Source organism: Curtobacterium sp. VKM Ac-2889, assembly GCF_015350855.1.
GTDB lineage: Bacteria > Actinomycetota > Actinomycetes > Actinomycetales > Microbacteriaceae > Curtobacterium > Curtobacterium poinsettiae.
The window spans coordinates 353,980-368,409 of the sequence record NZ_JADKSC010000001.1 but is presented as its reverse complement, the minus strand read 5'-3'; the positions used below and the strand labels follow the sequence as shown (position 1 = coordinate 368,409).

13 protein-coding genes are annotated in these 14,430 nt (G+C 72.4%); 7 read left to right on the top strand and 6 right to left on the bottom strand.

The genetic code is table 11. The annotated features are described in order from the left end of the window. Positions 1 to 97: 97 nt before the first annotated feature. A complete protein-coding gene (locus ITJ50_RS01855) occupies positions 98 to 874 on the top strand; it encodes an endonuclease/exonuclease/phosphatase family protein (protein ID WP_194589801.1) in 777 nt (258 codons plus the stop codon). Between the two features lie 789 nt (positions 875 to 1,663). Here ITJ50_RS01855 and ITJ50_RS01850 read toward each other — a convergent pair. The 3 genes from ITJ50_RS01850 to ITJ50_RS01840 are packed head-to-tail and all read right to left on the bottom strand — an operon-like array spanning position 1,664 to position 4,376. Next, positions 1,664 to 2,338: a methionine ABC transporter permease gene (locus ITJ50_RS01850; RefSeq protein WP_017888525.1), complete on the bottom strand. Its 675-nt coding sequence runs from the start codon at positions 2,336 to 2,338 to the stop codon at positions 1,664 to 1,666. Beyond that, entirely contained in the window at positions 2,335 to 3,426 is a 1,092-nt protein-coding gene (locus tag ITJ50_RS01845; RefSeq protein ID WP_194589800.1) for a methionine ABC transporter ATP-binding protein, read from the bottom strand. The genes ITJ50_RS01850 and ITJ50_RS01845 overlap by 4 nt, the downstream gene beginning before the upstream one ends. After that, the gene (locus tag ITJ50_RS01840) at positions 3,426 to 4,376 is read right to left on the bottom strand and encodes a MetQ/NlpA family ABC transporter substrate-binding protein (protein ID WP_017888527.1); all 951 of its coding nucleotides are present in this window, start codon (positions 4,374 to 4,376) and stop codon (positions 3,426 to 3,428) included. Before ITJ50_RS01840 ends, ITJ50_RS01845 begins: the two co-directional genes overlap by 1 nt. A 177-nt stretch (positions 4,377 to 4,553) precedes the next feature. On the opposite strand from ITJ50_RS01840, the gene ITJ50_RS01835 reads away from it, so the two are divergent. Next, positions 4,554 to 5,063, top strand: coding sequence for a 2'-5' RNA ligase family protein (locus ITJ50_RS01835; RefSeq protein WP_194589799.1), 510 nt, complete (start codon positions 4,554 to 4,556; stop codon positions 5,061 to 5,063). 84 nt (positions 5,064 to 5,147) lie between these two features. On the opposite strand, the gene ITJ50_RS01830 is transcribed toward ITJ50_RS01835, so the two are convergent. The 3 genes from ITJ50_RS01830 to ITJ50_RS01820 form a co-directional block, all read right to left on the bottom strand. After that, positions 5,148 to 6,395 (bottom strand): D-arabinono-1,4-lactone oxidase, encoded by a 1,248-nt coding sequence (locus ITJ50_RS01830; protein ID WP_194589798.1) that lies wholly within the window; start codon positions 6,393 to 6,395, stop codon positions 5,148 to 5,150. Between the two features lie 99 nt (positions 6,396 to 6,494). Next, positions 6,495 to 7,976 (bottom strand): MDR family MFS transporter, encoded by a 1,482-nt coding sequence (locus tag ITJ50_RS01825; RefSeq protein ID WP_017888530.1) that lies wholly within the window; start codon positions 7,974 to 7,976, stop codon positions 6,495 to 6,497. A 165-nt stretch (positions 7,977 to 8,141) separates the two neighbouring features. Further along, positions 8,142 to 8,423, bottom strand: coding sequence for an acylphosphatase (locus ITJ50_RS01820; RefSeq protein ID WP_031260459.1), 282 nt, complete (start codon positions 8,421 to 8,423; stop codon positions 8,142 to 8,144). 144 nt (positions 8,424 to 8,567) lie between these two features. Here ITJ50_RS01820 and ITJ50_RS01815 point away from each other — a divergent pair, with 144 nt between their 5' ends. The 5 genes from ITJ50_RS01815 to ITJ50_RS01795 are packed head-to-tail and all read left to right on the top strand — an operon-like array spanning position 8,568 to position 14,365. Continuing rightward, positions 8,568 to 9,275: an NUDIX hydrolase gene (locus ITJ50_RS01815; protein ID WP_017888532.1), complete on the top strand. Its 708-nt coding sequence runs from the start codon at positions 8,568 to 8,570 to the stop codon at positions 9,273 to 9,275. An 8-nt stretch (positions 9,276 to 9,283) separates the two neighbouring features. Next, on the top strand, positions 9,284 to 10,555 hold the full coding sequence (gene nadA / locus ITJ50_RS01810; protein WP_056070561.1) for a quinolinate synthase NadA: 1,272 nt from the start codon (positions 9,284 to 9,286) through the stop codon (positions 10,553 to 10,555). Between the two features lie 32 nt (positions 10,556 to 10,587). Next, complete coding sequence (locus ITJ50_RS01805; protein WP_194589797.1) at positions 10,588 to 12,324, top strand: L-aspartate oxidase; 1,737 nt, start codon at positions 10,588 to 10,590, stop codon at positions 12,322 to 12,324. Continuing rightward, positions 12,321 to 13,223 (top strand): carboxylating nicotinate-nucleotide diphosphorylase, encoded by a 903-nt coding sequence (nadC, locus tag ITJ50_RS01800; RefSeq protein WP_017888535.1) that lies wholly within the window; start codon positions 12,321 to 12,323, stop codon positions 13,221 to 13,223. The genes ITJ50_RS01805 and nadC overlap by 4 nt, the downstream gene beginning before the upstream one ends. A 2-nt stretch (positions 13,224 to 13,225) precedes the next feature. Then, complete coding sequence (locus ITJ50_RS01795; RefSeq protein WP_159556795.1) at positions 13,226 to 14,365, top strand: cysteine desulfurase family protein; 1,140 nt, start codon at positions 13,226 to 13,228, stop codon at positions 14,363 to 14,365. Positions 14,366 to 14,430: the final 65 nt, after the last annotated feature.

The following is a 14,430-nucleotide window of genomic DNA, read 5'->3' as shown; positions in this document are numbered from 1 at the left end:
CGAAACCCGGCAGGCGTTACAGTCTCAGCAACCGTCCGCGGTACCCGAGTACGGTGACCGCGGCAGGGTGACCGGAACACCCGGACAGGAAGGCAGCATGGCCGCGCCAGAGCAGCAGAGCACGATCGCATCGGACCAGACCGTGCAGCCCACGCAGCTCCGTGTCGTCAGCTACAACCTCCGCGAGCACACCGCCAACGGCGAGCTCGCCGCACTGGCCGAGGCATCCAACGCCGACGTCCTGTGCGTGCAGGAGTGCGACAGCAACGACCTCGCTCCGTCGATCGGCGGCCTGTCGCTCGCCGCGTCGACCCGCACCAACCGACTCGGGCTCGCGATCTACAAGCGCGACGACCGCTTCGAGGTGCAGGACTTCAGCATCCACTCGCTGCAGAAGTCGCTGCACGACCGGGTCCTCGCACCCGCGCACGAACGACTCATCGCGATGCACCTGCGCGACACCGAGGCCGACGCCGAGGTCGTCGTCGCGTCGTTCCACGCCTCACCGTTGACCGCGACGAACTCCCTGCGCCGCAAGCAGATCGAGGCGGCGCACCAGTTCCTGCGCGAGCTCGCGAAGGACGTCCCCGCGGTCATGGTCGGCGACTTCAACTACCCGTGGTTCCAGACGAACCTGCGTCGCAAGATCGAGCAGGGCGGGTTTGCACTGTCGCTGTCCGACCAGCCGACGTACCTGCGCTACCGAAAGTTCACGGGCCACTTCGACTTCGCGACGAGCGTCGGACTGCACATCGCCGGCGTCGAGACCCTGCCGGCGGGCATCTCCGACCACCGTCCGATCCTGGTGCGAGCGCACTACGAGCACCCGGGCGAGACCGGCGCCGTCACCACCGTCGAGGCTCCCGCCGCCTGACCGAGTGCCCTCGGGCGCTGGCGGCTGGCGGCTGGCTGCCGTGGTCGTGCGACATGCCGCGCGCGCATGGCCGGCTGGTCACGAACTGTCGGTTGGCGGCCCGGCGGGCGACGGTTCGTGCGACCGCGCGGACGTGAGCGGGGAGTCGCGACCGCTCGGTGGTGGGCGGTCGGGCGTGTTGGCGTCGCGTTCCGGGGGCGCGACCTGCAGCGCGCGCATCGCCGGCTGGTCACGAAGTGTCGGCTGGCGGCCGGGTGCGCGACGTGCCGCGGGTGTGCCGCCGGCTGGTCACGAAGTGTCGGTCGGCGGCCCGGCGGGCGACGGTTCGTGCGACCTCGGCGGACGCGAGCGGGGAGTCATGACCGCTCGGTGGTGGGCGGTCGGGCGTGTTGGCGTCGCGTTCCGGGGGCGCGACCTGCAGCGCGCGCATCGCCGGCTGGTCACGAAGTGTCGGTTGCGGGCGCGCGCAGGGACGGTCCGTGCGCCCTCGGCGGACGCGAGCGGGGAGTCGTGACCGCTGGGTGGTCTGCGGTCAGGCGTGTCGGTGTCGCGTTCCGGGGGCGCGCGACCTGCCGCGGGTGTGCCGCCGGCTGGTCACGAAGTGTCGGCTGGCGGCCCGGCGGGCGACGGTTCGCGACCAGCCGGCGGACGTGAGCGGGGAGTCGTGACCGCTCGGCGGACGACGCTGGGCGCGCCCGTTCAGCCCGCAACGCACTGGAGGCCCGGTGCCGGTCTCGTGGACCGGCACCGGGCCTCCAGGCGGTCGCCCGCAGAGCCCGCGACCGCGGGTCAGCGGCGCAGGGTCGCCCGCGCCAAGCGGTTGCCGATGAACTGGCCGAGCTGCACGATGACGACGATCGCCGCCACCGAGACGTAGACCACCCACCAGTCGTAGCGCTGCGAGCCGTAGGTGATCGCGTACTCGCCGAGGCCGCCGCCACCGATCAACGCACCCTGCGCCGTCATGTCGACGATGCCGATGTAGATGAACGTGTAGCCGAGGATCAGGGGGCCGAGACCCTCGGGGATGAGCACGGTCAGCAGGATCGAGACGGGGTGCGCGCCCGAGGCCCGAGCCGCCTCGACGACGCCCGGGTCGACCGACAGCAGGTTCTGCTCGACGATCCGGGACACCGCGAAGGCCGCGGCCAGCGAGATCGCGAAGGTCACCGCGGGGACGCCGATCGTGGTCTGCACGACGACCCGCGACAACGGGGCGATCGCGGCGAGGAAGATCACGAACGGGATCGGGCGGATCAGGTTCACGAACACGTTGAGCACCGTGTACGCGGTGCGGTTGCCGAGCACGTTGCCCGGCCGGGTCGCGTAGAGCAGCAGGCCGAGCGCGAGGCCGATGACCCCGGCGATGACCAGCGAGATCAGCGACATCACGATGGTGTCGCGGATCGCTGCCAGGAAGACGTCGAACGTGTCGATCACGCTCTGGAACGAGTTGTTGTTCACGCGGCGGCCTCCTCGTCGGTGGTGACGCCGTCGGCGCGGAGCGCGGCGATCGCCCGGTCGATGGCGTCGGAACCGCCGGCCACCCCGGGCCCGCTGGGCACTCCGGGCCCGCCGGACGCGCCGCCCGCTGCGCTCAGCTCGTAGGTGAGCGAGCCGATCCGACGCTCCCGGATCTCGCCGACCCCGCCGTAGACCAGCTCTGCGGTGACCCCGGCGGCGCGGAACGCGGCGTCGATGCGGTTCTGCAGCCCGGCCTCGTCGGTGATCTGCACCGTGACGAGCCGACCCGGGTGTCGGTCCCGGAGACGCCGGAGCGTCTCGGGCGAGGGCCGGTCGTGCAGCGCGGTGCGGACGAAGCGCTGCGCGGCACCGGTCTTCGGGGCGGAGAACACGTCGTAGACGTCCCCGACCTCGACGACCCGGCCCTGCTCCATCACGGCGACCCGGTCGGCGATCTGCCGGACGGCGTCCATCTCGTGCGTGATGACGATGATCGTGACGCCGAGCTCCCGGTTCACCCGGCGCAGCAGCGCGAGCACCTCGGACGTGGTGTCCGGGTCGAGGGCGCTGGTGGCCTCGTCGGCGAGCAGCAGGTCGGGCGACGCCGCCAGGGCGCGGGCGATGCCGACGCGCTGCTTCTGGCCGCCGGACAGCTGTTCCGGGTAGGCGTGGGCACGCTCGAGCAGGCCGACGAAGTCGAGCAGCTCGGCGACACGGCGGTCCCGCTCGGCCTTCGGCACACTGGCGACCTTGAGCGGGTACGCGACGTTGCCGGCGATCGTGCGGGACCGGAACAGGTTGAACTGCTGGAAGATCATCCCGATGTTCCGACGTGCCAGACGGCGGTCCCGCTCGGGGATCGCCGTCAGCTCGCGGCCCGCGACGGTGACCGTGCCGGAACTCGGCAGTTCCAGCGCGTTGACCAGGCGGACCAGGGTGGACTTGCCGGCACCGGAGTACCCGATGACGCCGAGGACCTCTCCCTGGTGCACGTCCAGGGAGACGTCCTCGACGGCGACCACGGTCTCGCCGGTGTCGGCGCGGCGGTAGTGCTTCGAGACGCCGCGGAGTTCGACGAGGACCGGCACTACTGCTTGGCCGCCTTCGCGTCCTGCTCGACCTGGGCGAGCTCGTCCTGCAGCTTCGAGGCGCTCTCGTCGCGGGCGACGGCCTCGGGCAGGTCCTTCGCGAAGGCCTTCTGCACGGCGTCGTCCTGGAACAGCTCCGCCAGCTCGAGGTAGGTCTTGTTGCCCTTGTCCTCGTCGCGGACGGCGAACACGTTCACGTACGGGGCAGCGGTCGCGCTCGAGGGGTCGTCCTGGTAGATCGCGTCCGAGATCGGCAGGCCGGCCGCGGTGGCGAAGTTGTTGTTCACGACGGCGGCGGCGACGGAGCCCTGCTGCAGCGCGTTCGCGGTCTGCGAGGCGTCGAGGGGCTGGACGTCGACCTTCTTCGTCTCGATGTCGTCCGCGGTGGAGAACGCCGAGCCACCGTCCTTGAGCGTGATCAGGTCCGCCGCCTGCAGGATCAGGAGCGCACGGGCCTGGTTGATCGAGTCGTTCGGGATCGCGACCTTCGCGTTCGCGGGCAGCTCGGACGGCTTGTCGTACTTCGTCGCGTAGAGCGGCAGCGGGTACACGGCGGTGGAGCCGATGGGCTGCAGGTCGTCGTCGGACGTGACGTTGTAGTCCGCCAGGTACTGGATGTGCTGGAACTGGTTGATGTCCAGCTGGCCGTCCTTGAGCGCGGGGTTCGGCAGCGAGTAGTCCGAGAAGTTCGTCAGCTTGACCGTGACGTTGAGCTTCTCCTTCGCCAGCTTCGTGTAGGTGCTCCAGTAGCCGAGCGACTTGTCCGAGACACCGATCGTGACGGTCTTCGGCGCGGCGTCGCCGGCGGCACCGGCACCGTCGCTGCCGGAGCGCAGGGCTCCGACGACCACGGCGACGACGATGGCCACGACGACGATCGCGGCGGCGACGATCCAGCCGATCGGACGCTTGCCCTTCGGCTTCTCGGGCAGTGCTGGGGCTGCGGACATGCTGGTGCTCCTCGTGGGCCGTGCGTGCGGGGGAGCCGCGGTGGTCCGCGGCGTGGAGACGAGTGTGACCTGCGCCCCACCGCCGGAGCGAGTTCCGTTCCGTCGTGTTACGCAGCACTCGACCCGTGCCGCGTGCGTCGCAGGACGCGTCCCGACACGACTTGGTTGACTCGGACCGTGCGCAGCATCGAACTCGTCCTCGGCCCGGAGTCGGACGCCGCCGTGCGGTCGGCCTGGCAGGCCCTGATCGACGCCGACCTGCCGAGCCTGGGGCGACACCCGTCCCCGTCGAACGCGCCGCACGTCACCCTGGCCGCCGGGGAGACGCTGCCCGTGCCCGCCGGGTTCCGCACCTCGGTCCCGACGTCGATCCGGCTGGGCGGGCTGCTGCTCTTCCCCGCGGGCGCCGGCCGTTCGGTGCTCGTGCGCGCGGTGGTCCTCGACACGGCGCTCACCACCTTCCACGACGAGGTGCACGCGGTCGCCCCCGGCGGCGTCGAGACGTCGGTGCCCGGGCACTGGTCGCCGCACGTCACGCTGGCGCGCCGGGTGCGCGACGAGGACCTGCCACGGGCGGTCGCGGCACTGCGTGCCGTGCCGCTGCCGGAGACGCTGGACGTGGGCGGTGTTCGGCACTGGGACGGTGAGACGCGGACGATCACGCCGCTCGCGTTCACGTCGATCTGACCTCCGGCGGGGCAACGGCAGCGCTGCGCTGCGCTGCGCGGCGCTGCCTGCACTGCGCGGCGCTGCGCGGCCTGGAGGCCCGGGTCAGGTCCCGAGCACCCGCTCGCCGAACGCGGATGCGAACGTCCGACCCGGGTCGGCCCGGGCGACGAGGTCGCGGAAGTCCGCCAGCCGCGGGTACAGCGCGGCGATCGCCGCGTGGTCGAGCGAGCTCATCTTGCCCCAGTGCGGTCGGCCGTCGAAGGGCGCGAGCCGGGCCTCCAGGTCGGGCAGGACCGCGGCGACCTCGGCCGGGTGCTTCTGCCAGGTGAACGCGATGCAGAGGACGTCCTCGCCCTGGGTCGGGCTGAGCCAGAGGTCGTCCGCGGCCATCGTCCGGAGTTCGCAGACGTGCAGGTGCGGCTGGATCCGGTCCGCCAGTCCTCGGAGCGCGTCGAGGGCTCCAGCCGCGTGCCGGAGCGGGACGAAGTGCTCGCTCTGCACTTCGGACCCGTGGCTCGGGACCGACCCGATCGGGAAGTGCGGCAGCCGGTCCCACCACGGGCCGACGGAGCCGTCGCGCGCGGTCCGGTGGTCGTCACCGGGGGTGCCGGGCAGGCGGGGTGCCCCGGCCAGCACGTCCGGAACCGGCACGTCCTCGGCGCCGTCGGGCACGCGCGACTTCACCAGGACCTCGGTGATCGCGTCGCCGAACACCGTGTACGCGCACACCGAGTACGCGGCGGCGTGCACCTCGGCGACGTTCGCGGTGAAGGTGTCCCAGGGGATCGAGCCGTAGACGTCCTGACGCATCCGGTAGGTGGGCTCGACGTCGAGGGTCACCCGGGTCACGATGCCGAGCAGGCCGAGGTGCAGCACCGCACCGTCGAACCCGGGGTCCGTCCGGTCGATCGTCCGGGCGGAGCCGTCCGGACCGAGCACTTCGAACGCGCGCACGGCGGTGGCGAGTGACCCCAGCGCCGTGCCGGAGCCGTGGGTACCGGTCGCGACCGCGCCCCCGACGGAGATGTGGGGCAGTGATCCGGTGTTGTGCAGGGCGAACCCGGCGCGGTCGATGTCGGACGCGACGTCGCCGTACCGGGTGCCGGCACCGAGCGTCACCGTGCGGTGCTCGGCGTCGACGACCAGGTCGGTGGGGATCCCGGTCAGGTCGAGCAGGACGCCCGGGGAGTCTGCGACGTCGTTGAAGGAGTGCCGGGTGCCGAGTCCGTGCGCCCGTTCGGCGTCCGCCACGACCTGGGCGGCCTCGTCGATCGACGACGGACGGACGACCCGTTCGGCCGTGTACGTGACCGTGCCGGACCAGTTGAGCTCGCTCGTCGTCGACCGCATGGCGCCCACCCTGCCACGCAGTCCAGCGCCCGGTGCGAGCCGGGTGTGAGCCGGGCGCCGGTCCCCGTCACGGGGTCGGCGCCCGGCGGGGTCCGTCGGTCAGTGCACGGGCGGGGGCGTCGGTGCGCCCTCGGGCACCTCGGGTCGGCGGACGAACACCGACGCCAGGATGCCGAACAGCGAGATGATCGCACCGACCATGAAGGCGGTGCCGACGCCCGACGCGGTGGCCACCTGGACCCCACGGGCACCGGAGCCCTCGACGGCGGTGGCCGCACCGATCGTCAGCAGCGTGACGAAGAGGGCGGTGCCCGCTGCACCGGCGAGCTGCTGCGCCGTGCCGAGCACCGCGCTGCCGTGCGAGTACAGCTTCGGGGGCAGCCCGCCGAGCGCCGCGGTGAACAGCGGCGTGAAGGTCAGGGCCAGCCCGATGCTCAGCACCACGTGCGCACCGAGGACGAACCACACGCTCGTGTCGACGCCGACGGTGGAGAGCGCCCAGAGCACGGCGCTGACGATGATCGATCCGGGGATGAGCAGCACGCGCGGGCCGCGGCGGTCGTAGATGCGACCGACGATGGGGGAGAGCAGGCCCATCAGCAGACCACCGGGGAGCAGCAGCAGGCCGACCTGCAGGACCTCGAGCCCGAGGACGCGCTCCAGGTAGATGGGCAGCAGGATGAGCGTGCCGAACATCGCCATGAAGCTCAGACCCATCGCGACGATCGGCACCGTGAAGCCGCGGGTGCGGAACGTGCGCAGGTCGAGCAGGGCGCTGTCGGTGCGCTGCAGGCGCGTCTGCCGGACGATGAACACCGCGAGGGCGACGGCGCCGACGACCAGGGCGGTCACCGGGACGAGCGGACCGGTCGCGCCGGCTTCACCGATGCTGGACAGGCCGTAGACGATGCCGCCGAACGCGAAGGCGGAGAGCACCACCGAGACGACGTCGATCGGCGCCTTGCGCGGCGTCGAGACGTTCTGCACCTTGACCATGCCGAGGATGAGCGCCGCGATCGCGATGGGCAGCACGAAGCCGAACAGCCAGCGCCACGAGAAGGCGTTGAGGATCAGGCCGGAGATCGTCGGGCCGATCGCCGGTGCGACCGAGATGACGATGGAGATGTTGCCCATGATGCGGCCACGGTGCGCGGGGTCGACGAGGGTCAGGACCGTCGTCATGAGCAGCGGCATCATGATCGCGGTGCCGCTGGCCTGCACGATGCGGCCGATGAGCAGCACCGTGAACCCGGGGGCGAGCAGGGCGATCAGCGTGCCGACCGAGAACAGGCCCATGGCCCAGACGAACACCGGGCGGGTGTTGAACCGCTGCAGCAGGAACCCGGTGATCGGGATGACGACCGCCATGGTGAGCAGGAAGCCGGTGGTCAGCCACTGACCGGTCGCGGCGCTGATGTCGAGGTCGTCCATGAGCCGGGGCAGCGCCACGCCCATGATCGTCTCGTTGAGGATGACGACGAACGCGGAGACGAGCAGCAGCCCGATCACGAGTCGGGTCTCGGCAGCGGACGGCTGCGAGACGCTTCCCGTGCGGGGGGCGGAATCGACGGCCTGGGTCATGCGGGTGCTCCTGGTGGGTCACGACGGGTGGAACGGGTGTGGCGCAGGGCGCGCAGACAGGCCAACTCCCTGAGTGGATGGGATTATTCCGCTTCGCTGGCGACGTCCGCAGGTGGACGATCGGCGCCGCCCCCGACGTGCCCGTGCGACGTCGGGCGTGTCCGCTCAGTGCAGGATCGCGAACCCGTCGGCGTCCCCGTGCGGCACGACCGACCGCAGGGAGACGTCGGTCACGGTCGCCGACGGCGGCCCGGTGCGCAGGTACGCCATCAGCGAGTCGACCGCGACCGAGGGGCCCTCGGCCTCGACCTCGACCGTGCCGTCCCAGAGGTTCCTCGCGTAGCCGACCAGGTCGAGCCCGTCGGCCTTCCGAGCGGTCCAGTACCGGAAGCCGACCCCCTGGACGGTCCCCGACACCACGGCATGCACCCTCGTCACCGTCGTCATGCCCTCCACGCTAACCGCGGCGTGCTCCCGGGAGTTTTCGGCCCCGTGACGATCTGTTTCCGGCTCGTGACGAGCGCGCCGCGTCGGCAGTGATAGTGTCATCCCAACCCGAACACTGCGAGTCAGATTGACACTATCTTCCTCATGGACGAACCAGGCATCCGCGTCGCGGTCTCCACCGTGATCGTGGCGCTGCGTCCGCACCCCGACACCGGTGCGCCGGCGCTGTGGATGCCGCTCGTGCGTCGCGTCGCCGAACCGTTCGAGGGATCCTGGGCGCTCCCCGGCGGCTGGGTCGGCGACGACGAGGGGCTCGAGGACTCGGCGGCCGCCCGACTGCGCGAGACGACGAACGTCCAGCCGCGCTACCTCGAGCAGCTCTACGCGTTCGGCGACGTCGGACGCTCCCCGAGCCGGGTCGTGTCGATCGTGTACTGGGCGCTCGTGCACCCGGACGAGGCGAACGTCGTGCCCGACGACTGGAACGTCCGGTGGTTCCTGGCCGACGAGCACCCGCCGCTCGCCTTCGACCACGACCGCATCGTCGAGTACGCCCTGTGGCGGCTGCGCAACAAGATGTCGTACTCGCGGATCGCGCAGGCGTTCCTCGGTGACCGGTTCACCCTCGCCGAACTCCGCGGCGTGTACGAGGCGGTGCTCGGCCGAGCACTCGACCCCGCGAACTTCCGTCGGCAGGTCGAGAAGACCGACGCGGTCCTGCCGACCGACGAGACCACGAGCGGGGGCCGGCACCGTCCGGCTCGGCTGTACCGCTCGAACCCCGACCTGGCCTACGCGGACAACGGCCCGCTGCAGACCGGGGCCGATCAGCACCAGCAGCGGAACCGATAGGAAACCCCGTGTCCATCGCCACGACGATCGAGCTCATCTCCAACGGCAAGGCCGGCGGCAGCACCTGCACGCCCGACCTCGCGATGCCGACGTGGGACTTCGACTCCCGCCCCGGGTACGGCCCGGGATCGTCGATGTCCGACGTCATCCCGACGAGTGCCCCGCGCCAGGGCGTCCTGCCCGACGAGTACAAGACGGCCCCGACCGACGAGCTCCACGAGCGCATCGAGCGGGCGAAGGCCACCCTCGGCGACCGGGTCGTCGTCCTCGGGCACTTCTACCAGCGCGACGAGGTCGTCCGGCACGCGGACTTCCTCGGTGACTCGTTCCAGCTCGCGAACGCCGCCCTGACCAAGCCCGACGCCGAGGCGATCGTGTTCTGCGGCGTGCACTTCATGGCCGAGACCGCCGACATCCTGGCGCGCGACGACCAGCGCGTGATCCTGCCGAACCTGGCCGCCGGCTGCTCGATGGCGGACATGGCCGACATCGACAGCGTCGAGGCCGCGTGGGCCGAGCTCACCGCCGTGTACGGCACCGAGCCCGACGCCGACGGCCGCGTGCCCGTGATCCCGGTCACCTACATGAACTCCGCCGCCGACCTCAAGGCCTTCTGCGGGCGCAACGGCGGCATCGTCTGCACCTCGTCGAACGCAGCGACGGTGCTCGAGTGGGCCTTCGAGCGCGGGCAGCGCGTCCTGTTCTTCCCCGACCAGCACCTCGGCCGCAACACCGCGAAGGCGATGGGCATCAGCACCGACCTGATGCCGATGTGGAACCCCCGGAAGCCCCTCGGCGGCAACGAGACGAGTGACCTCGAAGCGGCGAAGGTCATCCTCTGGCACGGCTTCTGCTCGGTGCACCGTCGCTTCACGGTCGACCAGATCGACCAGGCCCGCCGCGAGCACCCGGGCGTGCGGGTCATCGTGCACCCGGAGTGCCCGATGGCCGTCGTCGACGCCGCCGACCACGCCGGCAGCACCGACCTGATCCGGAAGACCGTCGCTGCCGCCACCGAACCGACCACCTTCGCGATCGGCACCGAGATCAACATGGTCAACCGGCTCGCCGCCGAGTACCCGCAGCACACGATCTTCTGCCTCGACCCGGTCGTCTGCCCCTGCTCGACGATGTACCGGATCCACCCGGGCTACCTCGCCTGGGTGCTCGAGGCACTCGTCCGCGGCGAGGTCCTCAACGAGATCGTCGTCCCCGCCGACGTGCAGGCCGACGCCAAGGTCGCGCTCGAGCGCATGCTCGCGGCCAAGCCCCGCGGCTGACACACGAGTCCGACCGAACGAGGGAGACCACCGTGCACGTCGTCATCGTCGGCTCCGGCATCGCCGGGCTGACCGCAGCGATCCGCGCCAGTGCCCTGCACGACGTCACCCTCGTGACGAAGGGGGCGCTCGCCGACAGTGCCACCGCGTACGCCCAGGGCGGCATCGCGGTGGCGCTCGGTGCCGACGACTCCGCGGCACTGCACCAGGCCGACACCCACGTCGCCGCGGCCGGCAGTGCCGACGCGCGTGCCGTCGAGGTCCTGTGCACCGACGGCCCGGCCCGCGTCCGCGACCTGCTCGCCCTCGGCGTGCCCTTCGACCGGTCGTCGGACCCGGCAACCCTCGACCGGTACGGCGACGACCTGGCCCGCGGTCGTGAAGCCGCGCACGGCCGGTGGCGCGTCGTGCACGCCGACGGTGACGCGACCGGGGCCGCCGTCGAGCGCACCCTCATCGCGGCACTGCACCGACGGCACGTCACGATCCTGGAGCGCACCAGCCTGACCGACCTCGTCGTCCGTGACGGGGTGGTCGTCGGCGCCGACGTCCTGGACCTGCTCGGAGAACCCCGCCGGCTCGACGCGGACGCCGTCGTCATCGCGTCCGGGGGAGCGGGGCACCTGTACCGCGAGACGACGAACCCCCTGGTGGCGACGGGCGACGGGGTCGCCGCCGCCTGGCGAGCCGGCGCCGTCCTCGCCGACCTGGAGTTCGTCCAGTTCCACCCGACGCGGCTGGCGGTCCCCGGCGGCGGCCTGGTGTCCGAAGCCGTCCGCGGTGAAGGTGCCGTCCTCCGCGACGCCGCCGGACACCGCTTCATGACGGACGTGCACCCGGACGCCGAGCTCGCCCCGCGTGACGTCGTCGCCCGCGGGATCGCCGCCGCGGTGCGCGACCAGGGCGGCGCACCCGTGCTCCTCGACGCCACCGGCCTCGACGCCGGGTTCCTGGTCGCCCGGTTCCCCGGACTCACCCGGGCCACCCGCGCCGCCGGGTTCGACTGGACCCGCGAGGGCGTCCCGGTCGCACCGGCCGCGCACTACTCGATGGGCGGCATCGCCACCGACGCCGAGGGCCGCTCCAGCCTGCCCGGACTCCTCGCCGTCGGTGAAGTCGCCTGCACCGGGGTCCACGGTGCCAACCGGCTCGCCTCGAACTCCCTGCTCGAGGGGCTCGTCTTCGCGGTCCGCGCAGCGGACGCGGTCACCGCACCGCGACCCGGCCTGCTCCGCCTGCGCGGGGACGCCGGTCTGCACGTCACCAGCGTGCCCCGAGCGGCCGACGCGACCCCTTCCTCCCCCCACCTGCTCGGCCGTCACGCCGCTCCGCAGGCTCCGCAGCGCGCCGGAACCGGCAGGCGTGGGCCCAGTCCGACCCGGCCTGGAGGCGCGACCCACCTCGACGACGCCGGTGCCGTCCGGCAGGCGGTCCAGTCCGTCATGACGGACCGCGTCGGCCTGCTCCGTGACGCCGTCGGGCTGGCGAGCGCGCGCCGCGACCTCGACGCGCTGACCGCGCCGACCGGCGGCGGCGTGCGTGAGCACGAGGACCGTGCGCTCCTCGACCTGGCCCGACTCGTCGCGCTCGCCGCCGAGGCCCGCACCGAGTCCCGCGGGGCGCACGCCCGCACCGACCACCCCGACACCGACCCCACCGCCCCGGCCTCGTACGCCTGGGTCGCCGACCGCACCGACGCCGGTCCCGACCAGCACGCCCACGAACGCGCCGACGGTTCCGCAGCCGTCCCGCAGGAGGTACCCGCATGACCACCGACCCCGGCACCATCCCGCCGCACGCGCTCCGTCGCGTGATCGAGACCGCGCTCGAGGAGGACGCGCCCTGGGGCGACGTCACCAGCGAGACCCTGATCCCCGTGGAGGCGACCGCGACGGCGACCCTCGGCGCGCGCGAGCCGGGCGTGCTGAGCGGCGGCGCGGTGTTCGTCGCCGTGATGCACGCCGTCGACCCGTCGATCCAGGCCGTGGTGCACGTCGCCGACGGCACGCACTTCGCGGCGGGCGACGTCCTCGCGACCGTGACCGGGTCGGCGCGGGCCGTGCTGCGGGCCGAACGGGTCGCCCTCAACCTGGTGCAGCGGATGTCGGGCATCGCCACGGTCACCGCGGCCCACGTCGCCGCCGCCGCGGGCACCGCTGCGCGGATCGTCGACACCCGGAAGACGACGCCGGGCCTCCGAGCACTCGAGCGGTACGCCGTCCGGTGTGGTGGCGGACACAACCACCGCACCTCGCTCTCCGACGCCGTGCTCGCCAAGGACAACCACCTGGCGGTGCTCCTGGCCGGCGGGATCGGCATCGGCGACGCGATCGCCCAGGCCCGCCAGCGGCTCGGGCACACCGTGCACGTGGAGGTCGAGGTCGACCGCATCGACCAGATCGAAGCAGTCGTCGCGGCCGGGGTCGACACGGTCATGCTCGACAACTTCACCCCCGACGACCTGGTGACCGGGGTCGGGATCGTCGCCGGGCGCGCGCTCGTCGAGGCCTCGGGAGGCGTGTCGCTCGACACCGTCGCGGCGATCGCGGCCACCGGCGTCGACGTCATCTCGGTCGGGGCGCTGACCCACTCGGCGCGGGCGCTCGACCTGGGGCTCGACATCGACGTCGCGGTGCCCGAGCACGTCGCGGTGCCCGTGCAGGACTAGTCGTGTTCTACCTGGACCGCGCGGCCACCACCCCGGTCCGCCGCGAGGTGCTCGAGGCGATGTGGCCCTACCTGACGGGGGTGTTCGGCAACCCCTCGTCGACGCACGGGGTCGGGGACGAGGCCGCGCGAGGACTCACCGCCGCACGGGCCGCCGTCGCCGCGGTGCTCGGGTGCCGGCCCGCCGAGGTCGTCTTCACCACCGGCGGCACCGAGGGGGCGAACACCGCGATCAAGGGGATCGCCCTCGCCGCGCCCCGCGGTCGGCACGTGGTCACGAGCGCCATCGAGCACGAGGCCGTGCTCGAGAGCTGCGCCTACCTCGCCCGCTTCCACGACTTCGACGTCACCGTGCTGCCCGTCGGGCCGGACGGCCGCGTCGACCCGGCGGTGCTGCGCGCGGCGCTCCGCCCGGACACCACACTCGTCTCGATCGCGCACGCCGACAACGAGATCGGCACCGTGCAGGACGTCCCCGTGCTCGCCGCGGTGGCGCACGAGGTCGGGGCGCGGTTCCACACCGACGCCGTGCAGTCCGCGCCCTGGCTGCCGATCGGCCTCGGGACCCTGGGCGTCGACGCGCTGTCGTTGTCCGGGCACAAGCTCGGTGCTCCGAAGGGCACCGGCGTGCTCGCCGTGGGTTCCGGCGTCCCGCTCGAGCCGCTGCTGCACGGCGGTGGTCAGGAACGGGGACGGCGGTCCGGCACCGAGGACGTGGCCGGAGCGGTGGCGGTGGCCACGGCGCTCGGGCTGGCGGCGGAGTCGGTGCGGTCGGGGGCGGGCACGGCGACCACGGTGCGCGACTCGGTGCTCGACGGCGTGCTCGCCGCCGTCCCCGGTGCGTTCGTCTCCGGGTCGCGGGAGCACCGGCTGCCCGGGCACGCGTCGTTCTGCTTCCCGGGCGTCAACGGCGAGACCGTCCTGCTCGAGCTCGAGCAGCGCGACGTCGTGTCGTCGTCGGGCAGCGCCTGCGCAGCGGGCAGCACGGAAGCCTCGCACGTGCTCACGGCGCTCGGGATCCCCGAGGACGTGGCCCGGACCGGGCTCCGTCTGACGTTCGACGCGACGCTCACGGCCGGCGATGTCCCGTTCGTCGTGGGGGCCGTGGCCGACGCCGTGGCGACCGTCCGCGCCCTCGGCTGAGGTGTACTAGACGTTCTACTCCATCTCTGGGTACGTGTCCCCTCTTCTGCGGACAACCGATCTGC

What these genes read in the sequence shown, in the direction of transcription:
- ITJ50_RS01830 (WP_194589798.1), bottom strand. Translation starts at nt 6,395, where the DNA reads ATGCGGTCGACGACGAGCGAGCTCAACTGGTCCGGCACGGTCACGTAC.
- ITJ50_RS01815 (WP_017888532.1), top strand. Translation starts at nt 8,568, where the DNA reads ATGGACGAACCAGGCATCCGCGTCGCGGTCTCCACCGTGATCGTGGCG.
- nadC (WP_017888535.1), top strand. Translation starts at nt 12,321, where the DNA reads ATGACCACCGACCCCGGCACCATCCCGCCGCACGCGCTCCGTCGCGTG.
- ITJ50_RS01840 (WP_017888527.1), bottom strand. Translation starts at nt 4,376, where the DNA reads ATGTCCGCAGCCCCAGCACTGCCCGAGAAGCCGAAGGGCAAGCGTCCG.
- ITJ50_RS01855 (WP_194589801.1), top strand. Translation starts at nt 98, where the DNA reads ATGGCCGCGCCAGAGCAGCAGAGCACGATCGCATCGGACCAGACCGTG.
- ITJ50_RS01825 (WP_017888530.1), bottom strand. Translation starts at nt 7,976, where the DNA reads ATGACCCAGGCCGTCGATTCCGCCCCCCGCACGGGAAGCGTCTCGCAG.
- ITJ50_RS01820 (WP_031260459.1), bottom strand. Translation starts at nt 8,423, where the DNA reads ATGACGACGGTGACGAGGGTGCATGCCGTGGTGTCGGGGACCGTCCAG.